The sequence below is a fragment of the Pedobacter sp. HDW13 genome, from assembly GCF_011303555.1.
GTDB lineage: Bacteria > Bacteroidota > Bacteroidia > Sphingobacteriales > Sphingobacteriaceae > Pedobacter.
Genome location: NZ_CP049868.1, coordinates 4,686,551 through 4,710,572 on the forward strand (window position 1 = coordinate 4,686,551; position 24,022 = coordinate 4,710,572).

The window sequence follows — 24,022 nt, forward strand, 5'->3', positions numbered from 1 at the left end:
GATTCTGATGAAAAAAATAAATAATCATAACAGACCGGTTATTTTGATAGGGAAAATGCTTTTTACCCTCATCATGGGATTACAGCTGCTGTTTTTTACTGGCTGCAAACACGATGACCTTTCGGTAGCACTACCCAACGAAAACATTCGCCAGGCCGGCGATTTTGTAAAGAACAATTACGAAATGACCCTTTTTTACGCGGCACTTAAAAAAACAGGATATGCCGAGCAGTTAAACGGGACTGGGCCTTTTACCGTATTGGCACCAACCGACGATGCTTTTAACCGCCTGGGTATTTATAGTACAGCCGATTTCGATAAAATGAATGCCGATACTTTAAAAAAGCTAATCGGTTACCACATTCTGCCACGCCGGCTCCTGCTTAACGATATCCCGAGTAATGGCGTAGATATCCGTTACGCTACCCTAACAGGACCCGAACTTTATGTTTCGCGTGCTGCGCTAAATCCCAATGGAGGTGCGGTAAATGAACTGTATATCGATGGGGTAGAGGTGATCAGGAAAGATGTGGTGGTAGCTAATGGCGTACTGCATCTACTCGATAACGTAATGAAACCGAATTTCAACAAAACGGTGCAACAGTGGCTTGCCGGGCATGCCGATTACAGCGTATTTGTTAAGGGCTTAAAAAAGTTCAAACTTTGGGATCAACTGGCTACTCCGGCAATCTTTACCATTTTTGCCCCAAATAATAAAGCGCTTGAAAATGTAGGGATCACCGAAGCTTCGCTAAATATCCTTGAAACAGAAAAATACTTGGGCGACCGGCTTTTTGGTGCCTATATTTTGTACGACCGGCACTTTTTTATCTCCGATTCGCAGGTGTTTTCATTAATTAATTCAAACGGCGCTTATAACTATTTCCTTAAAAACGACAGCCATTATATGAATTTTGGCGGCGGAAAATTATACCCCGAATTTAAACTCGGCTACAGTCTGACACTCCGCAGTGGAAATGTTTTTTCGGATGTGATCCTGAATTCGGTAACCAGCAACTTAACAGCAAAAAACGATAACCTGTGCAGCAACGGCATCATCCACCATTTGGTTGATGGATTGGTAAAGCCCGATCAGGCAATCAGAAAATAAGATATCATTATGAACATGAGAAATTTAAGAAACTTTTGGGTATTCTTTCTGCCTGCATGTATCCTTTTTTTGGGTGCCTGTTCCAAAACAGAATTCCTGCCTGATCCCGAAGGCGTGCAGGTTCCCTTTCAGAGCGATGCCACACAAACGGTAGATCAGTTGCTCAGTGCTTCAGCAGCAAAAATATTTTACACTGCTTGGCAAAAAAGCAATATCAAAAACATCCTTAAGCAACAGAGCAGTAAACTGGTATTTACCGTTTTCGCACCGAACGATGCCGCCATGCAGGCTGCAGGTTTAACCGCCGGCACCATTGGTCAGATGCCTGTAGAAGAACTGGATAGTTTGATGATGTTTTACACCAGCATCGGGCCGGTAACCAAAGATGAGCTAAAACTACGCACTGATAACTTTATGGTGAAAAGCCTGTTGCAACGCCCTGGGCTTTATGTAAAATATTACGAAAACACCCAAAGCAATAACCAGTACGATTTATACTACTACAGGCATTATGTAGGCGTAAAAGGTGATGATTTATTGATGAACGGCAAAAACGTAGGCAAAATCAATTACCTGCCTGCAACTAACGGATGCCTGTATATTATGGAGAAAGCCATAGAAAAACCTGCAAAAACCATACTGGAGGCTTTAAAAGCTGATGGACGGTTTAACATGTTTATCGAGTCGCAGCGTCTGGCTGATGAGTCCTACCTCAATAAAATTGGTTCGGATATAGAAATACTTTTTGGTTATCGTCCCGAAGACGAAGAAATTATGAGCAGTTATGCCTACAACCGCCTTTATTATCAGAAAGATTGGAGCATAAATGCACCTCCTTACCCAGGCTATGTGGGGCCAAACATCACGGTATCTACCTTATTTGCCCCTACTGATGAAGCTTTTCACCAGGCTGGTTTTCAGACCGTGGCGGATGTAGTTAAGTTTAACGAACGCAGCCAGGATGCTGTCCGCTTTGATGATAATACGTTCACCGCAGTGGGTGGTTTTCCAATGGATACCGTATACAATTTTCACCGCAACTGGGGTCGGATGTTTCAACCTTCAACCGCAGGAGGCGATAAAACAGCCGATAATGCCACTGTGTTCTACAGCAATGTGCTCAGCCCTTTATTGAACAGTTATCCGGTTAATGTCGGGGGAAACCCGTCGGTAGAATTTACTTACACTATGCCAATTGAATTTTCGCTTAATAACAACAGTGTGCAGCTTAAAGTAAAAGGTTCAGAATATCCGGCAGCAACTATTGTCGATGGTGATATCAACACCCTTAACGGACCAATACATGTGGTAAACCGTCTACTTTTCCCTAAAGGATTTAAACTCAGATAAAACATGGCGCAGCAATTTCATAGATACTATAGTAGCATATTTTCTTTATTGCTGATGGGCCTTGTGCTTTCATCATGTAAAAAAGACGAAAATAAGCTAAGCGACTACGACAGTAATAAAATCAACCTCGTTATCGCAGATAATTTTAACCTTTCTGCCTTTAGTGCAGCCTTAAAACGCAGCGGACTGGATAAAACCCTGCAGGAAGGAGCAGGTCCATACACTACTTTGGTGCCATCAGATGCCGCATTCTCAGTAGCCGGTTACAACAGCCCGGTAAGTGTACTCACCGCAAACCCTACCACCATTTCGCGTATTGCGCAATACCATACATTGGATGGAAGGTACGAGCTGAACAAACTGCCATACCTGTTTAACCAGGAGCTACGTTCGCGTGGTGGTAAATTGTATGCCACGCATTGGATAAAAGGAACTGATACAGTACTTACTTTAAATGGTTCGCGTGTGATATCACAGAACATCCCGGCTTCGAACGGTTTAATCCAGGTACTTAATCGTGTGCTCAGTCCCTACCTGCACGATCTGCTTGGCGATGCAGTTTCGGCCGAATCGAGCATAACTCTTTTTACACAGGCTTTAAAAAGTTCAGGTTTGCTTGAAACGATTAACGGGGCAGGACCTTACACCATTTTCGCACCCAATAACCAGGCCATGCAAGACCTTGGCTACGCCAGTGTAGAGCAGGTAAGTAGTACCGATTTAGAGGTGCTGAAACGCCTGGTAAATTACCACATCGTAAAAGACAGAAGATTTATTTACGATTATATACTCAGCACAGGTTCGTCTAACAGCAGCAGGCAAGCCATGTTGGATGGTAATTCGGTAACCATGACTTTAACGCCTGATCCTAACACACCTGGAAGTTTTAATGGCATTACCTTAAGCGGGATTGGAAATACCAGCCCTGTAAAATTGGTTAAACAGGATATCCTGGCAGGGAATGGTGTATTACATATTATAGATGGTGCTTTACGGATTACACAATAGGTAACCTGAAGCAATTAAAATTAAACTGATGAAGAAAATTATATATCCAACACCCGTCTTTTTGCAGGGGATTATTTCGCTGCAGCAGGTTGGGGTTAAAATAATCATGCTCTGCGCTTTCCTGTTTATATCATTAAATGGTATGGCGCAAGAAACAAGCGGTTCGTTAACTGGCCAGGTTAAAGATGCAAATGGCATGGCTATACCCGGCGCAACCATTGTGGCGGTGCATACGCCATCGGGAACACGTTATGCTATTTCTGCCGATGCAGATGGGCGTTACTTCTTAAATAATTTACGTATTGGCTCTCCATATACCCTTACGGTTTCTACCACGGGAATGAAAACAGAAGTACTTGATCATGTTGCTGTGCGCCTGGGTGCCAGTCAGCAAATTAATGTGGTGTTGCAGGAAAATGCACAGGAACTGAGTACTGTAATGGTTTCTGGAAGGGCGAAACCCAAACAAAAGGCCGATAATTACGGAACAGGTAAGAATATCAGTGCCGAACAGGTAAAAAATATGCCCACTATTAACAGAAGCATCACCGATATTACCCGTTTAACCCCACAGGGGAGCCGCGACAACAGTTTCGGTGGAACCAATTTCCGCTATAATAACGTAACCATTGATGGTGCGGTGAATAACGATGCCATTGGTTTTAGCCCTTCGTTAGGTGGACAAACCGGTACTTCAGGTATGAACGGAAGCAGTACCCGTACCAATCCGGTTTCTTTAGATGCCATCGAGGATATGCAGGTATACCTCGCTCCATTTGATGTGAAGATCGGGAACTTTACCGGAGGATCGGTAAATGCCGTAACCCGTAGCGGTACCAATAAAGTAAGTGGTTCGGTTTATGGTTTTGGCCGCAATGCAGCCATTACCGGTAACGATCGCGTTGGAAGTTTGGGTAAGATGAACAGCGATTTTCAGGATTATCAGGCAGGTGTACGCATCGGTTTCCCGATTATTAAAAACAAATTGTTCTTTTTTAGCAACGAGGAGATCACCCGCCGTAAAGATCCTACCCAGTTGTACGTGGGCACGGCAGAAACCAATCATATTTTAAGCGTGGCCGATGCCGACCTGATTAGTAATGCAGTGAAAAGCCGTTATGGAAATGTTTTCGATGCCGGTACCGCAGGCGTGTACACCAATTCGAACCAGTCGCAGAAATTTTTTAACCGTTTAGATTGGAACATTAACGACAAACACCAGTTGGCGATTCGTAACAATACCATTTTCAGTAAAGCCACGCATATGGACCGCGATCAACAGGATTTCCGTTTCAGCAGTATGGCCTTTGAGCAAAAAAATAACCAGACCAGTACTGTTGCCGAACTAAAAAGCCGTTTCAATAACGAGCTTTCGGGTAATTTATTGGTTGGTTTTACCCATGTAATCGATAGGCGCAATCCGTTGAGCGATCCTACCTTGCCACAGGTACAGATTATGGGCCGTACACCAGGTACCACCATTTATTTAGGCACCGATCGCGAGGCGAGCATCTTCGATATGAAACAGAAAACCTGGGAGTTTACCGCTAACTTAAACTGGACAAAAGGTCGCCACAAAATTTTATTGGGTACACATAACGAGCTTTACAACATCCAATACGGTTTTGTAAATGCCTGGAATGGTCGTGTAGATTACCAGCGTATCGAAGATTTTATCAGCAACAACCCTTACCGGGTTCGGGGCAGTTACAATTATACCAATAACAGCAGGGATTATCTGTTGGATAATCCGGCTGCTGATTTTAATGTTAACATGTACAGTTTATATGTACAGGATGAAATCAGGATCAGCGACAAATTGAGTATTACGCCCGGCTTACGTGCCGATCTGGTGAATTTACCAACTATGCCACAGCTGAGCGATAAAGTGCGTGATATCATGGCCGATCCGAATTTTGGCAATACTTACACTTATACGCCGCTTAACCGTATCGATAACAAGTTTTTAAACAAGGTGCAGTTATCGCCTCGTTTAGGTTTCAGATACGATGCGTTGGGTAATCAAAAACTGATTGTAAGAGGAGGTGCGGGCTTATTTACCGGCCGTATTCCTTTTGCCTGGTTGGCTTATGCCTATTACAATACAGGCAACAACTTTGGCGCTTTCGATCAAAGGGCCGATCAGCAGCCATTTGTACCCGGCAGTGATGCGATTAAACCAAGTCCCAACGGAATAGGCAATTTTATTGAGCAGAACGGTGCAGTAATCAATAACCCAAACAGTGGCCGTACACAGATCGATCTGGTCGACAATAATTTTGTAATGCCACAGGTATTCCGTTCAAGTTTAGGAATCGATTATGAAACCGATAACGACTGGCGTTTTACGGTTGAAGGAATGTACACCAAAAGTTTAAAAGATGTATTGTTCCAGCAATTAAACACCAAAGATAACCCGCTTTATTACGGTTATGATAAACAGAGACAACAACCTGTTTACAGCGGAACGGTTGATCCACGTTTTTCTAACATCTATCTGTTAAGTAATACCAGTCAGGGTTACCGCTACAGTTTAACCGGAACCATAACCAAAACATTTATAAAAGTACTCAATGTTACTACTTCTTATACCTATGGCGAATCGAAAGATTTAAGCAATGGTGTGCGTAACTCGATGGAGAGTAACTGGCAGTTAAACCAGGCGCTGGTCCCCAATAACCCGGCATTGAGCTATAGTAATTTTGATACCCGCCACCGGATTGTATCCAGCATTGGCTATAGCCATGTGTGGGAAAAAGCAGGAAAAACCAGTGTAAGTTTATTCTTTAGTGCACAATCGGGCAGTCCATTCAGTTATGGTATTGTAAACAGTAGTATTCAGGGTTTATCGCAACAGGTAAGTTTGGCCTATGTTCCGCAACGCGACGAGGCCATACGTTTTTTTAAAGATCTACCTAATCAAACTGCTGCACAACAGGCCGCTGCTTTTAATCAATTTATTGATGGTAACACTTACCTGAGCAGTCGCAGGGGCGATTTTACCGAGCGCAACAAAGGCCGTACCCCATGGAATGTACAGGCTGATTTGCATCTGGCGCACGAGTTGTTTGTAAATAGTGATAAATCACAGTCGTTGAGCTTAAATGTTGATATCATCAACCTGACCAACCTTATCAATAAAACATGGGGTGTACAGTATTTCTCGCCAAACACTTTTAACTCTACCAGCAGTGTAGGTTTAACGCCAACTTTGTTTCCGCCTCAGCAAAATGCGGGGAACTATCCGGTATTTACCTTCAATAATCCCGGACAGCCTTTTAGTATTGACTATTTCGGATCGCGGGTGCAAATGCAAATTGGTTTAAGGTATAGCTTTTAACAAGACCATCATCAAATGAAAATGACTATTTTAAATAAACAAAAATTAGGCCTTGGCCTGATGCTTATGCTGCTGTTTTTGGCTGGCAGCTGTAAAAAAGATGAACAACAGGAAATTGTAATTCCTTTTAAAATTGCAGGTTATTATCCCAATAGTGGAAACGCAGGTACCCTGGTGAATATTGAAGGAGAAGGGTTTGGTACAGATATTGGTCAATACAGCGCCACTGTATCTGGTAAAACTGTAACCGTAGTTAGTGCAACAGCTACCAGATTGGTACTTAGAATGCCCGAAGCCGGAATCAGTGGTGTATTATCGCTTAAATATAATGATCAGCAATATGACGTTGGTCAATATCTATATCAGGATTTAAGTGTTAAAACTGTTTTTCCGGCCAATGGGCCGGCAGGTTCACAGATCAGGATTACAGGAGAAGGTTTTAGTAGTACGCAGGGTCCGGTTCAGGTTTTAATTAATGGTAAAGTGGCTCAGGTGGTAAGTGTAAGTGAAACCATTATTGTTGCCGAAGTCCCTTCAGAAGCTGGTTTTGGGCCTGTAACAATAAAAGTTAATGGAAAAGAGGCACAAGGACAGAATTTTACCTACCAGGCAATTAGTAGCATTAAACCATTAACCGGGGGTAAGAACACCAGGGTTACTATTAGTGGGGTTGGTTTTGAAGAAACTATTGTGGGTAATACCGTAAATTTTAATGGGGTAGCAGCTACAGTAATTGAGGCCGGTAAAGAACGATTGGTGGTGGTTGCTCCTGACGGCGTAAGTACCGGACCTTTAACTGTTGATATCAATGGCCAAAAAACAATCGGACCTGTATTTAAAGTAGTTTCATCTCCGATTCTTCAATTTGTATCGCCTCTTAGTGGTCCAAAAGGTGTTGAAATGGTAATTACAGGTAGTGTATTCAGTACGATATTGGATGAAAACAAGGTGTTCATCAATAATGTTGAAGTACCACTGAAATCGGCATCAGCTACCGAATTGATACTGAATATCCCTGGTGGAACAGGAAGCGGTGTAGTACGTGTGGTGGTAAACGATCAAAGTACAAATGGACCACAGTTTAAAGATCAGACCCTTGGGATCAGCTCTATTAGTCCTGATAATGGATTGACTGGTACAGAAGTTACAATAAAAGGTTCGGGCTTTAGTGCTGTTGCGGAACAAAATAAGGTGTATTTTAACGGCGTTTTAGCTGGAGTAAGATCCGCTACAGAAAATACCATCACGATAAATGCACCTGCAAATGTAACAACAGGAGAGGTGAAAATTGCAGTGAATGGCCAGGAAGCAACCGCGCCAACAGAGTTTAGAAGAGCCGGAATGAGTACTTTAGCTGGTGGACCAAATAGTAATGTTTTTGGGTCATTTATGACCGCCATAGCCGTTGATGGCATCGGAAATGTATACGTTGTAGATCCGCAGAATAAGGCTGTGAAAAAAATTACCCCTGCAGGCATAGTTAGTACGTTGCAGGCTAATGGGACTAATGTGGAATTTGATAATCCGTATGGGCTGGTTATTGATAAAGACAATACAATTTATATCAGTGAACGAAATAGAAATCAGATTAAGAAAATCACCTCTTCCGGTCAAATTACAACCATAGCGTTAACGTTTTCTCCGGCGTTAATAAGTATTGATAATACCGGGAATCTATATGTGAACAACAACGCGCTTTTCGGAGGTGTTTATAAGGTTAACACAGCTGGTGCTATAACAAAAATGAATGGACCAAGCTGGGCAAATAGCCGTTCGGCCATTGATGTAGTAGGTAATTTTTATTATTCAGATCAAGGTACAAATAGTAATCACAGCGTAATCAAAGTACCTGCGGGCGGGCAAATGGAAATTAATTTTGCCGGAACATCCGATCCAGGTTATATGGATGCGGTTGGGCAGGTAGCAAGATTCAATACGATCTCTGGAGGTGTAATTTTCAAAGATAACAACACTTTATATGTTGGTGATGGCTCTAACTATGGTATCAGAGAGCTTAACATCAATACCAGAAGTGTTTCTACAGTCTTTAAAGCTTCTTCTGGTTTCGCTGATGGAACATTGAGTGCAGCCAGACTCGGCCGAATGGTAGATATTGCTGCTGATAAAGATGGTAATATTTATATCCTCGATGCAGGAAACAAGGCCGTCAGAAAAGTTTTTCTAAAATAGGTATATATTTTATCCCGGGGACTTAAAGCCCCGGGATATTTTGTTGGTAAATGAAAGGAATTAGCAAAAGCAGGCATAAGCAGCTCCTGGCACTCGCCATCGATCTTGAGGATGCATTGGAGTTGGAAATTAGCATTTACGCCAAAAATTGTAATCATTTGGTGGTACCCCTAAGTAAAGAACTTAATTACATCAGAGGGAAAAGAATAGGCATGCACGAACAGTTTAGGACTTATCTAAATCTCCTAAATGAATTAGATAAACAAATAGCTGCTTATGAAAACGGGATGTGCCAGATTAGGTTTGAGCTTAAAAAACATAAAAGATCTATAATGAAAAGACAGCAAAATATAGCTATTCAATCCCCTCAGGCTATCGTTTCCAGACCACAGCCAGAAAAATAATTATTCATAGATGCTAAATTTACAGATCCGGAAGATCTGAAAAAGTTAGGTGGTTACTGCCAGAGATGGATATCTCTGGCGTTTCCATTTTTAACCCCATAGTAGAAAATAGAAAAACTGAATAAAAAAATAAGCGAAGTTTTCAAACGCCCTGCTGATTTTACTGAAATATACACTACATCAGTATCATGAAAGTTTACATAACCATAATATTAAATTAAACTATTGGGGTTGCAAAGTGGATAATTTTGCCGCATTCATGGATAAAAACATCATTTTAGAAATAAAATCAGAAAATCTTGCTGCATTTAACGAGGCCTATGCCTGCTACCACAAGCAGATTTACGGTTTTGTGCTTAAGAAAACACAATCTGATTATATTGCTACCGAAGTAGTTCAACTCTGTTTTATCCGTTTGTGGGAGAAAAAAAGTAATCTGAACGAAACAATAAATTTAGATATTCAGCTTTTTGGGATGGCCAGGCAGGTGATGATTGATGAGCTGCGGAAAGAATCGACAAGGCTAAAATACAACAATAGATCTGCGCAATATCCATTTACCGATAACCTGATGAAGATGATTGAGAGTAAGGATCTGCTCAAAAGATTCGAGCAGGAAATTGAGACGATGCCCCCTATGCGCAAAATGGTTTTTAATTTAAGCCGGGAAAACGGGATGTCTTATGCCGAAATAGCCGAAATGCTTGGCATCTCTACCAGAACTGTTGAAAGTCATATCGGAAAAGTGCTCTCCCGGCTAAAACACTACATGTTTACCGTATTACTTTAGCGCATATTAAGTTATTGTTAAGTCGTAAGGGTAAAGCCTGCGGCGTACGTAATAACTATATGAAACCACAAAAGGGAGATAGGCGTAAGCTAAAAGCCAAAACATTCATTCGTGAAAAATTTAGTGATCAGGAATGGAAATCATTTAAAAGTAATGAAGAAGAACTGTCTGCAGCTAAATCTGAAGAGATGCGGAGCTTCATTCTTGGTCATATTGCCGAAAAACAGGAAAGAAAGCAGACGTTAAAAATTAAGATTGTTCAATTTACAAAGTATTTATCTGCAGCTTGTGTTATAGTATTGTTAGGTATTGCCTTGTTTATTGGTCTAAATACCAAACATGTTCAACCAGAACAGGTTTATGTTAATCGCAAGGTGAACACGCAGCTGATTGGCAACGCATGGAAAATAGTTAGTAATTCCGGCAGAACGATCATTGCATATAAAATGCCCGATTCTTCACTAATCAGTATCTATCCACATTCGACCATCAAATTTGAAAAGCTATTTAATCAAAAGTTTCGTGATGTTTATTTAAAAGGCAAAGCAAAGTTTAAGGTTAAAAGAAATACAGAAAGGCCTTTTAGTGTTTATTCGGGGGCTTTGAAAACTACAGCTTTGGGTACCTCATTTACCATTAGCACCATTGGGCATAATATCTCGGTTAAACTCCATACCGGTAAAATTGTGGTAGCCAATACCAGAACCAAAAAGCCACTTGCCTATATATCTGATGTGGGTACCACTTTACTTTACAATCCATCTGAAGCTTTAACCCGGTTAATCAAAGCACCTGCAACAGTTGCTCCTCCAACAGAAATATTGAAAAGAACGGGCAATTTCATTACCATGAAAAATATTCCACTTAGCAGGGTTTTTAACCTTTTGAATGAAGCATATGGAATTAAAATTAGCGCTAACCAAAAAGAAATTGGCAAAATTACTTTTACCGGAAGTGTTGATACAGAGAAAGAAGAGCCTGAGGCTATACTCAAAACGATCTGTCTGATCAATAATATGACCTTGAATAAGGTATCGCAACAAGAATTTATTATTCAAAAATCCAATTAATAAAACCAAACAGTATCAACACAATTTATGATGTACAGCAGAAGGTTAAAAATGCTCAAAACTATTTTATGCTCTGGCATAATCGGTTGGGCAAGTCAAAGTTTTGCACAGGAACAGCCTGTGAAAGGAATGGTATTGGATATCTCCGGACAGGGCATTCCGGGGGTTACCATAAAGGCCGAGCATGAAAAAACACTTAAATCAATGGTTACCACATCATCTGGTAGCGGACTATTCGGTTTTACAAAGCTTGCACAAGGCGGTCCGTACCGGTTTATTTTTAGTGCTGTTGGGTATAAAACAGATACGCTTTCGGGCTATACTGTTGCTGCAGGCCAGCAAATAGCGCTGAGTATAAAATTAAAAGAAGTAACTAACGATTTGCAGGAAGTGGTTATTGGCTACGGAAGAAGTAAGCGTAATCAGATTACAGGAGCCGTTACCTCGGTTAAACCTGAAGAATTTAATCGAGGTGTAGTTAGCTCTCCAGGACAGCTACTACAAGGGAAAGTTGCGGGTTTAAACATTACCAGAAGTGGCAATCCTACCGATAAACCAGCAGTAATTTTACGTGGTCCATCGAGTTTTAGGGAGGGTGCGCAAGAACCGTTCTATGTAATAGATGGTGTACCGGGTGCATCAATCGATTTGGTGGCACCAGATGATATCATGAGTATGGAAGTATTAAAAGATGCATCATCAACCGCTATTTATGGTTCGAGGGCTGCAAACGGCGTAATTATGGTAAACACTAAAAATGCAGGGAAAGGACTTGGAAAGCTATCGTACAGCGCTTATGCCGCAACAGAAACCATTTCTAACAGTATTAAAATGGCTAGCGGAGATGAGCTAAGGACCTACCTTAAAGATAATGGCAAAGTACTTGATAAAATTAGTGATGATGGAAGTAGTACAGATTGGTTAAAGGAAGTAACCAGAACAGGTATTTCACACAATCACAACTTAAATTTTAATGGTGGTGGCGAAAATTCATCTTACGGTGCAAGCCTTAATTATTTCGATAACCAGGGGATTATTAAAACCTCGGGCATGGAACGTTTTATTGCCAGGGCAAATATGGAACAAAGGTTGTTAAATAACCGGTTGAAATTAAATTTAAACCTAACCAATAGCAATACTACCAATGATAGGATTGCGAGCCAGGTTTACAACAATATGTTTACTTACCTGCCTACAGTGGGTGTAAGAAAAGCAGATGGCAGTTTTTACGAAGACCCATCAAGAACTACAGGTACAGGTGGGTATTATAACCCGGTTGCCTTGTTGGAAAACAATACCTTTCAAGGCAAAACGAATCTCTATCTGGTTAATGGCGCCGTTAAGGCCAATATTTTGGACGGATTGGATTTTAATGCTATGGTTTCGATGCAGAGCGAGCAGATTAATGAGAATCTTTACAATAATCGGTCGTCGATGCTAAAACAGGGTTTTAATGGTTATGCAGAACGCTCATCGATAAAAAACACACAAAAGGTTTTTGAAGGGTATTTTAACTACGATAAAAATTTTGGCGATCATGGCCTGAAGTTATTGGCTGGTTATTCCTGGCAGGAAAACCGTAATGGCGATGGATTTCAAACTTCAGGACAGAATTTCGTTTCCGACGATCTGCTTTGGAACAACATTGGCTTAAGTAATGGTAACGGCTCAACTGTTGTAAATTATGGTAGCATTTACATTTCTACTTTGCGCTTAATCTCCTTTTATGGAAGGGCCATTTACGATTATAAAGGAAAGTACCTGCTACAGGCCACCATTCGTAAAGATGGATCTTCGGCATTCGGTATAAACAATAGATGGGGAATGTTCCCGTCTGTATCGGCAGGTTGGAATATCGATCGCGAAACGTTCATGGAGAATGTATCTTTTGTTGATAACCTTAAACTACGTGCAGGTTATGGTGTTTCCGGAAACTCTGTAGGTTTTGATGCTTACACTGCAAGATTGGTTTATGGAGCACAAAGCGGATCTTACTTTTATTCAAATGGAAAATGGTTAACCGCAATCGGACCAACTCAAAATGATAATCCAAACCTAAAATGGGAGCGCACCGCCACTTTAAATATCGGTTTAGATTTTAGTCTCTTTAAAAATAAAGTATCGGGTTCAATAGATGTTTATAACAAAAAAACAACTGATCTAATTGCACCATATTCGGTATCTACTACGCAGTATCCATTTAATGTGTTAACTGCAAATGTGGGCGCCATGACCAACAAGGGGATCGAGTTTACATTGAACACCACCCCGGTAAAAACAAAAAACTTTAGCTGGAATACAGCCATTAACCTGTCGCACAACAAGAACGAGATTACTTCGATCTCTAATGATTTATTTCAGGCGAACGAGTTTTACACCGCCAACGTAGGTGGTAGAGGACAGTCGGGTGCATTGGGCTATCAGATTATTAGAGAGGGATTACCGCTGGGCTCGTTTTACACTTTGAGGTATGCAGGCAAAGATGCCAACGGAAAATCGATGTTTTATGATAAAGCCGGAAATGCCTCTACAGCAAACACAGGTTTTGAAAATTTTGAGGTTACAGGATCGGCACAGCCAAAACTGTTGTATGGATGGAACAATACTTTCAGGTATAAACAGTTTGATTTCAATTTCTTTATCCGCGGCGTTTATGGCAACAAAATACTAAATGCGACGCTAGCCGATATGACTGCACCGATTTATGCCTTTCAAACCAATATAGCGAAAGAAGCTTTAACCGAATCTATTAATGATGACAAGGCACAGTTTGTATCAGACCGTTATCTGGAAAGTGGTTCTTACCTGCGTTTAGATAATGCTACCCTTGGCTATACCTTTAAACTGACAGGTACCAAAAGCCTGCGTTTATATGCATCGGGTAATAACCTTTTCATTATTACCAAATATAAGGGGGTAGACCCAGAGATTAGTATGGCTGGTCAAACTCCAGGTATCGATTACCGAAATTTCTATCCAAAAACACGCTCTGCAATTTTTGGGCTAAACTTTAACCTATAAATTAATTCAAAAACGGATCATGAAAAAATATATAAAAGTAGCAGCCTTAGTGGCCTTAACCCTTGGTGGCTGCACTAAACTGGATGTGAATGTAGAATCGCAGCTTACCAGCGAAAACTTTCCGGTAACGCCAGATGCTTTCGTAGCGGCTACTGGTACGGTATATCAGAAATTTAATGCAGGCTTCGGTGTAGATATCTGGAGGATGTACGAATTAACCAGCGAGGAGGCCATTATTACCGCACGTAATGGAGGTTATTACGATCAGGGCAGGTACCAACTTTGCATAAACACAACTGGTTACCCGATCACCCTATCATTCAAGGGGCCTGGCAATGGGCTATGCAGGTATTAGCGATTGTAACAGGGTGCTTAACCTGTTGGAAAAGTCGGTAAACAGCCCAACCAAAACCCAATTCTTAAATGAGATCCGTACCATGCGTGCCTTGTATTATTTCTATGTGATGGATATGTTTGGTAATGTTCCAATTACCAGCTTTGGCACCTCAGAAAGTCCAAAACAAGCTAGCAGGGCAGAAGTGTTTAGCTATATTGAAAAAGAACTTTTAGCCGTTTCGGAAGGTTTATCGGCGCCTACAACGGTAACTGCAGAATATTACGGGCGCCCAACCAAATGGATGGCTTACGCTCTATTGCAGAAACTTTATATCAATGCCGAGCAATATATAGGTAAACCTATGTATGCCGAATCTATAACCTATGGCGATAAAATTATCAATGGTACAGCAATGGCCTTAGTGGGTGATTACAATACACTTTTTTCTCCAACCAATGGTGCCAATACCGAAACTATTTTTGCTGCCATTTACGATTCGAACTATTCTGCCGGAAATGCAATTACCCGTTACACTTTACACGCTACTTTGAGGGCAAAATATAATCTTCCATTCAGTCCGAGTAATGCACAATGTACTTTAAAAGAGTTTTATGATACTTTTAACTTACCCGGAGATATCCGCAATGCAACATGGCTGGCCGGCAAACAATTTCTTGCCGATGGTACTACACCAATTCTTAACGGTTCTACCCAATTGAACTTTACACCCGAAATTGTACTTACCAATACCGAAACAATGGATGTTGGTGCAGAGGTAAACGGGATTTCGAGGGGTGTGCGTTCCATTAAATTTTATCCTGATCCAAATACGAACAGCAGTACGCGTTTTCAAAACAACGATATGCCCATATTTAGGCTCGCCGATGTTTACCTTTTAAAAGCAGAGGCCCTGTTAAGAACAAGCGGTTCTACAACTGAGGCGCTTAAACTGGTAAATAAAGTGCGTGTACGTGCTAAAGCAGCTGAGGTTACCGCCATTACGCTGGATGGTATTTTGGAAGAAAGGGGACGTGAGCTGGCCTGGGAAGGGTGGAGACGTAATGATTTGATTCGCTTTGGGAAATACCAGGGTAAATGGGGCTTTAAAGCAGGCAATGAAGGTGCTTATCGCGATATTTTTCCTATACCCGCTACCGAAATTGTATTGAACAAGAACCTTAAACAAAACGCTGGTTACTAAAAATGAAAAGAAGAGATTTTGTAAAAGGGACTGCGCTGAGTGCAATTGGCGCAAGTGTACTTTCACCACTACAATCGCTTGCCGAAATGCAACAAACCCATTTGGAAAGTGATGATGTTGCACCTAGAAATGAGCTTAAAGATGATTATCCTCTTCATTTTATGGCGGTTGGAGATTGGGGTAGAAACGGTGCCGATCATCAAAAGCATGTGGCAGTACAGATGGGGAAATGGGCTACAGAAAATCCTAATGATTTTATTATCTCGCTTGGGGATAATTTTTATCCGAAGGGTGTAACAAGCGAACACGACCCACTTTGGCATTATTCTTTCGAAAATATATACACTGATTTTGCTTTGCAATGGGATTGGTATCCTATTTTGGGAAACCACGATTATATCTCAGATCCCGATGCACAGGTGAGGTATAGTAAAATTAGCAGACGGTGGAAAATGCCTGCGCGTTATTATTCAAAAGAAGTACCAATTAAAGGCGGAGGAAAAGTTTTGATGGTTTATATTGATACCTGCCCACTTATTCCGGAGTTCCATGAAAGTGAACAATACAAGCCCTGGGTTCAGGATCAACAGCCTGAAAAGCAACTTGCCTGGCTGGATGAAACTTTGAAGAATGCCGGCCCGGATGTGAAATGGAAAATGGTTATGGGGCATCACCCCATATATACAGTTGGCCCAAGAATTAAAAATTATGATACCCTGGCAGTAAGAAAAGTGCTTGCCGGTATTTTCGAACGCAATGAGGTAGATGTTTACCTATCGGGTCATGATCACTCTTTACAGCATCTAACAACTGGTGGTTACACCCATCAGTTTATTTCTGGCGCTGGATCTGAAGTCACCCCTGTAAGTTCGGGAATACATTACAGTAAATTTGAAGCCTCAACTTATGGTTTTATGTACTTTTCAATTGATCAGAACCGATTGAATGCAAAGATCATCGATCACACAGGCAAAAATATTTATGAAACAACATTACGGAAAACTTAATATTTAAGCATTGTAAAGGCCTTGGATGAAAATTCAGGGCCTTTGGTAATTCTTTTTTTTAGTGATTTTTTCAAAATTTCCAGGCCAAATAGAAAGGGATTAATCTTGTTTTTATGAAATCAATGCTTTCCTCGTTTTAACACTCAAAGTTTTCCTTGATAATTTTCGAGCCTAAAGATTAAAATATACTTACAAATAGCTCCGTTTCGGTAAATTGGAACAGCTATCGGTGGGTAGCAGTGTGCATAACCCTTTTTAATTTTTTCCAGTACAGCTTCATCAAAGAGATTGGATGGGAGGATATAGGCAGCATCTTCTCCATAACGGGGTTTGTGTTTATCCTGATTGGAAAAAACATATTGGTGTAGATCGCGCGTGTCCCCCATACCATAGGTTTCAAGCGCAGTCCCATGACATACATAGAAATCAAGGTGCGCTGCGGGGAACCATTTAGTAATGATAATGGTTTTTATCCTTTTCTTACCCGCCTGATTCTCATTTTGATAAACAGAATCGATGATTTTACCGGTTTCCTTCCAACCATAAAGATCCAGCGTGGGGTCGCCTTTTCCAAAACTTAGGTTATCCTTGTTTGCAGAAAAGATTCCCGGATAGTAATTGATCACTAGCAGCCCCGTGGTTATTACAATAAAGAAACAGCCGGCTGATATCCCGATCCAAAGGCGTATTCGTGCCTTAGACCATTGCTCTAGTTTTAGTGCTGCAAGTGGGATAAGACTGGCGTAAGCAGGGCCAGACCAGTGTGGCAGGGTATCTCTGAAAAGTGAAAGCACTATTAGCGTTAGCATGAGTGGTATTGCGCAAAATAGCAGTATCTGTTTCTCCTGTTGCTGAAGGCGATTCTGATTATAACCCGGACTTAAGACTGCAACCCAAACCAGGGCGAAGTTGATGGGATTGTTGTAAAAAATCTCTCCGCTAATCTCCCTTAAAAAGGATAAAACATTAATCCCGGTATGAAAGATATTTACCCTTTCGCTGTGATAGCTATAGGTGATAAACCCATGATGAAAGTTCCAGAGTAGTACGGGAAGGAAAAAGATACAGGCGATGGAAACGGCGATATAAATGCCAATGTAGCCGATTAACCTCGGGTGTTTAAATAGGATTAATAAAGCCATTGCCAGTAAAAGGAACACACTGTGTACCTTACAAAGCAGCGCTAAACCTACCATCATACCGAACCAGCACCAATCTCGAAGGTTTTTTTCTCCTGCAGCAATACTTCTGTTGATTTTTAGTAAGAGGTACACGGCCCATAACCAGAATACCATTTGAGGACTATCGGGAAGGATAAAGGTGCCTGCAATAATGCTGCAGTAAAACGAGCTAGAATATAACAGCGTTGCATACCAGCCTACGCGCTGGTTGTTGAGGAGTGTGCCTATACGGAAGATAATGAGTGTACAGATTGATGAGGAAATAATTGCACCCAGTCTAACTGTTAGTTCATAATGCTGACTGAGGTTTAGCGTTGAAGCCCTGATAAGCCAGGCTACAAGGGGAGGATGATCAAAATAATTCCATTGCAATTTTAGCGCATAGGTCCAATAGTAAACTTCATCATTACCCAGGTTGATTGATGTGGCCACTGCGATTTTTATGATGGCCATAAAAATAAGGAGCAGCCAAACCTTTAACGGGAATTTTGCCAGCTTCATTGCAGCCTGGGTTCAGCTGTTCTTAACCTCTTTAGTCGCCTGATGGCTTTGGCCGGCCGGAAAAGCTTTTGTATATAAACCTGGTTGTAGGCCAATAGTGCGCCAAACAAGCCTATCATGGCTCCACAGAGCACATCGAGCAGGAAGTGTTGCGCCAGGTAAATACGCGAATAACCAATTGCTGTGGCCAGCAGAAGGCAGGGGACAGAAATCTTACTTTTTTTATGCACGAGCACCAGCACGGTAGCCATTGCAAAGGCCGAAGTAGTATGGCCTGATGGAAAGGAGTGGTGATCGTGAAGGTTGATACCCGTTACGAAATTTGTATAATCCAGTTTCAATTGTTCCAGGTACAATCTGGGCCTGGGTTGGTCGAATATTTTTTTGAGAATTTGTGCCAACAGGCTCGAATAGGCGTAGGCCAGCAGTAATGTTATTGCTTTTTTACGCTTTTTAGTAATCAGGAGTACAATACCCAGCAAAATGCTCAATAATCCATCTCCAAAATTGGTTAACAAGCTAAAAAATAGGTCTAAAAAAGGACTGTGATAGCTGTTTAGGGCAAAAAAGCATTCGGCTTTTGTTAAGCTGCAGCAAATTATGGCAGCCAATAATAAGATTAGGGCGAGGCCGGTAAAATATAAAGGGAGCCGCTTAATCCGCTTGATCATCTGTTGAAAGGTTTTAGGCAAAATTACCTTGCGTAGTTAATCATAAAGTTAAGAAACCGTCATATTATTGTCATCGGAATGATTAGTGGATTCGATGTTTTTGCGGCATATTTATCCCGGCTTTGTTAATTAGTATAACAAAAGCTCCCATAAAGTATCTAACTTTTTGGGAGCACTGCATAACCAAAGGATGACTTTTTAATAAAAATAATACTAATGTTTGGTTAATATTAATGCGGTGCTAAAGGTGTAGCAAGGATCTTTCCGGCTTCTGTATCTTCGTATTTATCAATTTGTTTTTTTAATTGAACCATCAAATCAGCACTAATTTTTTCATATCCTTTCTTTCCGAAAATATTAGTGTTCTCGCCCGGATCTGATTGCAGATCGTACAGTTCCCAGTTGTTTACCCGTGTATAGAAACGGATAAGTTTATAGCGTTTGGTTTTGATACCAAAGTGAGGCGATACCGAATGTTCGCCATTTTCGTAATAGTGATAATAAATGGCATCGCGTCCTTTTGCTTTTTTTCCATTGAGCAATGGTAAAAAAGATTCGCCCTGAATATCTTTAGGAATGGTAACCCCTGCAGCTTCGAGTACGGTTGGGGCAATGTCCATATTCAATACATAATTGTTTGATTTGGTGCCAGGTTTAACCACGCCGGGGTAGCGCATAACCATAGGCGTTCTAAACGATTCTTCATAAATCCAGCGTTTATCAAACCAGCCATGTTCGCCGAGGTAGAAACCTTGATCTGAGAGGTAAATTACAATGGTGTTCTTAGTAAGGTTATGCTTATCGAGGTAATCAAGCGCGCGGCCAATGTTTCTGTCGAGGGAGGCTGCAGTGCTCAGGTAATCGCGCATGTAATGCTGGTACTTCCACTCGGTTAAGGCTTTGCCTGATAAGTTTCGGGATTGTAAATCGGCATCGATAGGTTTGTAGTAAGCATCAAATTTAGCCCTTTGATTGGCATTCATCCGGTCAACCGAGGGCTCTCGACCGTTTTTACTGTACGATAACATTTTCAGGTCGTAACTCATTTGCATGGTTTTACTGATGCTCATGTCTTGTATTTTGGCTGCTTCGCGATTGGTGTAGTCATCGTAAAAGTTGGCCGGCAAAGGGAAATCAACCTTATCGTACATGCCCATGTCACATGTATCGGGTATCCAGGTACGATGTGTAGCTTTATGGCCCACTACCAAACAAAAGGGTTTGCTTTGATCTCTGCCATCTAAATATTTTTCTACCTGATCTTCAATCACATTGCTGGCATAACCTTCTATATGTTCTGTTTTTCCATCCATGCCAATAAAATCAGGATTGTAATATTGTCCTTGTCCGGGTAAAATTTTATAGTAATCAAAGCCTTGTGGCGTACTTTCGAGGTGCCATTTTCCAATCCACCCGGTTTGATAACCTGCTTGTCGAAGGTCCTTTACAAATTCATTCTGACTTCCATCAAATTTGTAGTTTACATTATCCCTGAAACCATTTTTATGACTGTATTTTCCGGTTAATATCACCGCCCTGCTGGGGCCACAAATAGAATTGGTTACATAAGCTTTATTAAAAATTGCACCTTCTTTGGCTATTCTGTCAATATTGGGCGTTTTGGCTATTTTGGCTCCATATGCACCTATGGCCTGGTAGGCATGATCATCGGATATAATAATTAGAATATTTGGCTTTTGCTGGGCTACACTAATATTTAGCTGCAAAACCATAAAGCATAATATATAAAATATGCGGGTAAGTTTTTTCATTTTTGGTTAGTATGGATTTTGGTTTGATGGCTAAAGTTAATACTTGTTTAAAGGGATTCAAACCGGCTATCTAAATTAATACACGATTAAACTGGCAGAATAGCTTAGTTGGGAATGGTTATTTTAGAGTTAATATCTTTCATGTGCTTAAACAAACGTTTGTGCAGGTTTTGTTTATCGGGGTAAATAAATTACTTCATATTTTAGAAGAAACATAGCCTATAATTATTTCACGTAATAACAAAACCCAATATATTCAACAAACCAATTTATGCGTAAAATTTTATTCCTGTTCCTTTGTAGCTACGTAGTTTCGGTTCAGGCACAATCGTTAAAACCTGACAGCATTTTTGCCCAGATGAAAAATGTAGCCGACTGGCAATGGAAGACTTTGGAAACAAATGGCTGGAAAAACCCAAAAAAAGACTGGACTTCGGGAGCCATGTACACCGGTATGATGGCATTTGCAAAGTTAGCTAATACGGATACCTATTACCAGAAACTGATTCAAGTTGGCGAAGATAATAAATGGAAAATCGGCCACTACCGCCATTTTGCCGATGATTACTGCGTTGGCCAGCTCTATTCAGAACTCTATAGCATTTACAAGCGACCAGAATATATTGCCGATTTTAAAAGTCTGGCCGACTCGGTGGTTATTTTACCGCACACCGAATCGTTGGAATGGAAAAAGAGCATTCAATTAAGGGAATGGGCCTGGTGCGATGCCTTATTTATGGGACCTCCGGCACTAGCTTATTTAACTCAGGCTACTGGCGACGCGAAATACCTGGATAAAGCATCCGAATTGTGGTGGAAATCAACCGCTTATTTATATGATAAGGATGAGCGTTTGTTCTATCGCGATAGCCGCTATTTCGATAAAAAAGAAAAGAATGGAGCGAAAGTGTTCTGGGGGCGGGGAAACGGTTGGGTAATTGCCGGATTGGTGAGGTTACTCTCTACCATGCCGCAAAGTCACCGGGATTATAAGCGTTTTGTAAAGTTGTATAAAGCAATGTCGGGCCGATTGGCAAAACTGCAACAAGCCGATGGCACCTGGCACGCCAGCTTATTAGACCCAGAGAGCTACCCGAGTAAAGAAACCAGCGGAACAGGTTTTATTACCTACGCTATGGCCTGGGGGGTAAATAATAAACTGTTGCCTTACAGAAAATATAAAACCACACTGGATAAAGCCTGGGCGGCATTAAGTACTTCGGTACACCCTGATGGAAAGCTGGGTTATGTACAGGCGCAGGGGCAGCCCCTGATAAAGTGGGGTATGATGATACCGATGTGTACGGTGTAGGCGCTTTTCTGTTGGCAGGAACAGAGTTTTTTAAACTGAACCTAAACCAGGGAAGCAAAGTTTTGATTAAATAAGTGTTAACACCAAAGAGAAGTTAACCATTTTAGAACTTGTTATTACAGCCCCTTATACACAATTTTTCATCATCAAATAGTTAAATGTGGTTAGATTTTTTAATCGCTACTTGTAACATCATTAAGCCAGGATAAGAATAGCGCAAGCTTATCCTGGCTATTTTTTTTTGCTCCAATTCTAAATATTTGCTACAGTAATTTTTTTGCGGTACATTAGCTCCCGTATTTATGGTAAATATTCTAAAAAATATCATCAATAGACCTTCTTAATCAGGACCTCCCCTGAAAGACTGCCGTATGTGCAGTTTATTTTAATTATTTTTATTTCAACGTGCTGCCGGTAGTTTTCGAGCTATCGTTTAGTTTCATTATACGTAATTTTAAAAACATGATTTTTGAAAATAGTTTGGCATTTGCCCAAAGTACGGATCAGCAAGATCCGTTAAACCACTTGCGTGACGAGTTTTTCTTTCCTCAGCAAAATGGAAAGCCGTTTATTTATTTATGCGGAAATTCTCTAGGGCTTCAGCCTAAAACAGCAAAAAAATATATCGATCAGCAATTGGTTAACTGGCAAAACCTTGCCGTAGAGGGATGGTTTGAAGGCGATACGCCCTGGATGTTTTTCCACAAGGCCCTGAAAGAACTCATGGCGCCTATTGTGGGGGCGAGTAGTCAGGAGGTTTCGCCAATGAATACCTTAACTGTTAACCTGCACCTGCTGATGGTGAGTTTTTATAAGCCAAAGGGCAAAAGGTTTAAAATTATTATGGAGGCAGGTGCCTTTCCGTCAGACCAGTATGCCATTGAAAGCCAGGTTCGGTTTCATGGTTACGACCCTAAGGATGCTATTATCGAAGTGAGCCCAAGAGCTGGCGAATATACCCTAAGAACAGCAGATATTTTAGCCGAAATAGCTAAACATGGTGATGAAATTGCCCTAGTAATGTTTGGTGGAATTAATTACTTTACAGGTCAATGGTACAATATGCCTGCCATTACCAAAGCGGGCCACGAGGCAGGCGCTGTAGTTGGTTTTGATCTGGCCCATGCAGCGGGCAATGTGCCTCTGCAATTACACGATTGGGATGTAGATTTTGCCTGCTGGTGCTCGTACAAGTATCAAAACTCGGGTCCTGGAGGAATAAGCGGCATCTTTGTTCATGAAAAGCATTTTACCGATACCAGTCTGGATCGTTTTGCCGGTTGGTGGGGCTATCAGGAGCAGGAACGATTTAAAATGACCAAAGGTTTTGTGCCCGAGGTAGGAGCAGATGGCTGGCAGGTAAGCTGCACACAGGTAATACCCATGGCCTTATATTATGCATCATTACAGATTTTTGAAAAAGCAGGGTTTATCCAGCCATTAAGGGAAAAGAGCAAGCAGCTAACGGCTTACCTGAGTTATATCATTAAAGAGATAAATGGATTATTGGGCGAAGAACAATATCAGATTATTACCCCGAAACAGAGGACGACCGTGGCGCCCAGCTATCGATTATTGCCAAACACAATCCCAAAGCAATATTCAAGGCATTAATGGATCACAATATCCTTGGCGACTGGCGCGAACCGAATGTAATCAGGTTAAGCCCGGTTCCGCTTTACAATAGTTTTGAAGATATCTTTAAAACAGGCTCGGTGTTATTAAAGATAAGTAAAGAGCTGATCTGATTTTACCA

Annotated in this window: 18 protein-coding genes; 15 read left to right on the forward strand and 3 right to left on the reverse strand. The window is 41.2% G+C overall.

The window, feature by feature from the left end; translation table 11 throughout:
- The first annotated feature begins 7 nt into the window (after positions 1 to 7).
- The 12 genes from G7074_RS19865 (at position 8) to G7074_RS19920 (ending at position 16,829) form a co-directional block, all read left to right on the forward strand.
- Positions 8 to 1,111, forward strand: a complete 1,104-nt coding sequence (locus G7074_RS19865) for a fasciclin domain-containing protein (protein ID WP_166210821.1) — start codon at positions 8 to 10, stop codon at positions 1,109 to 1,111.
- A 15-nt stretch (positions 1,112 to 1,126) separates the two neighbouring features.
- The gene (locus G7074_RS19870; protein ID WP_166210824.1) at positions 1,127 to 2,461 is read left to right on the forward strand and encodes a fasciclin domain-containing protein; all 1,335 of its coding nucleotides are present in this window, start codon (positions 1,127 to 1,129) and stop codon (positions 2,459 to 2,461) included.
- Positions 2,462 to 2,464: 3 nt separating this feature from the next.
- Entirely contained in the window at positions 2,465 to 3,469 is a 1,005-nt protein-coding gene (locus G7074_RS19875; RefSeq protein WP_166210827.1) for a fasciclin domain-containing protein, read from the forward strand.
- Between the two features lie 28 nt (positions 3,470 to 3,497).
- On the forward strand, positions 3,498 to 6,809 hold the full coding sequence (locus G7074_RS19880; RefSeq protein WP_240916362.1) for a carboxypeptidase regulatory-like domain-containing protein: 3,312 nt from the start codon (positions 3,498 to 3,500) through the stop codon (positions 6,807 to 6,809).
- 15 nt (positions 6,810 to 6,824) lie between these two features.
- The gene (locus G7074_RS19885) at positions 6,825 to 8,999 is read left to right on the forward strand and encodes an IPT/TIG domain-containing protein (protein ID WP_166210830.1); all 2,175 of its coding nucleotides are present in this window, start codon (positions 6,825 to 6,827) and stop codon (positions 8,997 to 8,999) included.
- Between the two features lie 50 nt (positions 9,000 to 9,049).
- Complete coding sequence (locus tag G7074_RS19890; RefSeq protein ID WP_166210833.1) at positions 9,050 to 9,403, forward strand: hypothetical protein; 354 nt, start codon at positions 9,050 to 9,052, stop codon at positions 9,401 to 9,403.
- A gap of 259 nt (positions 9,404 to 9,662) precedes the next feature.
- Entirely contained in the window at positions 9,663 to 10,193 is a 531-nt protein-coding gene (locus G7074_RS19895; RefSeq protein WP_166210836.1) for an RNA polymerase sigma factor, read from the forward strand.
- 59 nt (positions 10,194 to 10,252) lie between these two features.
- Entirely contained in the window at positions 10,253 to 11,263 is a 1,011-nt protein-coding gene (locus G7074_RS19900; protein ID WP_166210839.1) for a FecR family protein, read from the forward strand.
- Between the two features lie 51 nt (positions 11,264 to 11,314).
- A complete protein-coding gene (locus G7074_RS19905; RefSeq protein ID WP_240916363.1) occupies positions 11,315 to 14,284 on the forward strand; it encodes a SusC/RagA family TonB-linked outer membrane protein in 2,970 nt (989 codons plus the stop codon).
- 19 nt (positions 14,285 to 14,303) lie between these two features.
- Entirely contained in the window at positions 14,304 to 14,639 is a 336-nt protein-coding gene (locus G7074_RS19910) for a hypothetical protein (RefSeq protein WP_166210841.1), read from the forward strand.
- Positions 14,640 to 14,664: 25 nt separating this feature from the next.
- Positions 14,665 to 15,822 carry a RagB/SusD family nutrient uptake outer membrane protein gene (locus tag G7074_RS19915; protein ID WP_240916364.1) on the forward strand — a complete coding sequence of 386 codons (1,158 nt, stop codon included), beginning with the start codon at positions 14,665 to 14,667 and terminating at the stop codon, positions 15,820 to 15,822.
- Positions 15,823 to 15,824: 2 nt separating this feature from the next.
- Positions 15,825 to 16,829 carry a metallophosphoesterase gene (locus tag G7074_RS19920; protein ID WP_166210847.1) on the forward strand — a complete coding sequence of 335 codons (1,005 nt, stop codon included), beginning with the start codon at positions 15,825 to 15,827 and terminating at the stop codon, positions 16,827 to 16,829.
- A 143-nt stretch (positions 16,830 to 16,972) separates the two neighbouring features.
- On the opposite strand, the gene G7074_RS19925 is transcribed toward G7074_RS19920, so the two are convergent.
- The 3 genes from G7074_RS19925 to G7074_RS19935 all read right to left on the reverse strand — a co-directional run bounded on the left by G7074_RS19925 (position 16,973) and on the right by G7074_RS19935 (position 20,954).
- Entirely contained in the window at positions 16,973 to 18,511 is a 1,539-nt protein-coding gene (locus G7074_RS19925) for a glycosyltransferase family 39 protein (RefSeq protein WP_166210850.1), read from the reverse strand.
- A complete protein-coding gene (locus G7074_RS19930) occupies positions 18,508 to 19,182 on the reverse strand; it encodes a phosphatase PAP2 family protein (protein WP_166210853.1) in 675 nt (224 codons plus the stop codon). The genes G7074_RS19925 and G7074_RS19930 overlap by 4 nt, the downstream gene beginning before the upstream one ends.
- A 230-nt stretch (positions 19,183 to 19,412) precedes the next feature.
- Positions 19,413 to 20,954: a sulfatase gene (locus G7074_RS19935; RefSeq protein ID WP_166210856.1), complete on the reverse strand. Its 1,542-nt coding sequence runs from the start codon at positions 20,952 to 20,954 to the stop codon at positions 19,413 to 19,415.
- A 271-nt stretch (positions 20,955 to 21,225) separates the two neighbouring features.
- On the opposite strand from G7074_RS19935, the gene G7074_RS19940 reads away from it, so the two are divergent.
- From G7074_RS19940 to G7074_RS27680, 3 genes are all read left to right on the forward strand, one after another.
- Positions 21,226 to 22,266, forward strand: coding sequence for a glycoside hydrolase family 105 protein (locus G7074_RS19940; RefSeq protein WP_240916365.1), 1,041 nt, complete (start codon positions 21,226 to 21,228; stop codon positions 22,264 to 22,266).
- A gap of 462 nt (positions 22,267 to 22,728) precedes the next feature.
- On the forward strand, positions 22,729 to 23,880 hold the full coding sequence (gene kynU, locus G7074_RS19945; RefSeq protein ID WP_240916366.1) for a kynureninase: 1,152 nt from the start codon (positions 22,729 to 22,731) through the stop codon (positions 23,878 to 23,880).
- Positions 23,880 to 24,014: a hypothetical protein gene (locus G7074_RS27680; RefSeq protein WP_255456747.1), complete on the forward strand. Its 135-nt coding sequence runs from the start codon at positions 23,880 to 23,882 to the stop codon at positions 24,012 to 24,014. Before kynU ends, G7074_RS27680 begins: the two co-directional genes overlap by 1 nt.
- Positions 24,015 to 24,022: the final 8 nt, after the last annotated feature.

Excerpts from the sequence above, each read along its gene's own strand:
- G7074_RS19935 (WP_166210856.1), bottom strand. The coding sequence starts at position 20,954 with ATGAAAAAACTTACCCGCATATTTTATATATTATGCTTTATGGTTTTG.
- G7074_RS19925 (WP_166210850.1), bottom strand. The coding sequence starts at position 18,511 with ATGAAGCTGGCAAAATTCCCGTTAAAGGTTTGGCTGCTCCTTATTTTT.
- G7074_RS19930 (WP_166210853.1), bottom strand. The coding sequence starts at position 19,182 with ATGATCAAGCGGATTAAGCGGCTCCCTTTATATTTTACCGGCCTCGCC.
- G7074_RS19870 (WP_166210824.1), top strand. The coding sequence starts at position 1,127 with ATGAGAAATTTAAGAAACTTTTGGGTATTCTTTCTGCCTGCATGTATC.
- kynU (WP_240916366.1), top strand. The coding sequence starts at position 22,729 with ATGATTTTTGAAAATAGTTTGGCATTTGCCCAAAGTACGGATCAGCAA.
- G7074_RS19905 (WP_240916363.1), top strand. The coding sequence starts at position 11,315 with ATGCTCAAAACTATTTTATGCTCTGGCATAATCGGTTGGGCAAGTCAA.
- G7074_RS19885 (WP_166210830.1), top strand. The coding sequence starts at position 6,825 with ATGAAAATGACTATTTTAAATAAACAAAAATTAGGCCTTGGCCTGATG.
- G7074_RS19865 (WP_166210821.1), top strand. The coding sequence starts at position 8 with ATGAAAAAAATAAATAATCATAACAGACCGGTTATTTTGATAGGGAAA.
- G7074_RS19910 (WP_166210841.1), top strand. The coding sequence starts at position 14,304 with ATGAAAAAATATATAAAAGTAGCAGCCTTAGTGGCCTTAACCCTTGGT.
- G7074_RS27680 (WP_255456747.1), top strand. The coding sequence starts at position 23,880 with ATGGATCACAATATCCTTGGCGACTGGCGCGAACCGAATGTAATCAGG.
- G7074_RS19875 (WP_166210827.1), top strand. The coding sequence starts at position 2,465 with ATGGCGCAGCAATTTCATAGATACTATAGTAGCATATTTTCTTTATTG.
- G7074_RS19880 (WP_240916362.1), top strand. The coding sequence starts at position 3,498 with ATGAAGAAAATTATATATCCAACACCCGTCTTTTTGCAGGGGATTATT.
- G7074_RS19895 (WP_166210836.1), top strand. The coding sequence starts at position 9,663 with ATGGATAAAAACATCATTTTAGAAATAAAATCAGAAAATCTTGCTGCA.
- G7074_RS19890 (WP_166210833.1), top strand. The coding sequence starts at position 9,050 with ATGAAAGGAATTAGCAAAAGCAGGCATAAGCAGCTCCTGGCACTCGCC.
- G7074_RS19920 (WP_166210847.1), top strand. The coding sequence starts at position 15,825 with ATGAAAAGAAGAGATTTTGTAAAAGGGACTGCGCTGAGTGCAATTGGC.
- G7074_RS19900 (WP_166210839.1), top strand. The coding sequence starts at position 10,253 with ATGAAACCACAAAAGGGAGATAGGCGTAAGCTAAAAGCCAAAACATTC.
- G7074_RS19940 (WP_240916365.1), top strand. The coding sequence starts at position 21,226 with ATGCGTAAAATTTTATTCCTGTTCCTTTGTAGCTACGTAGTTTCGGTT.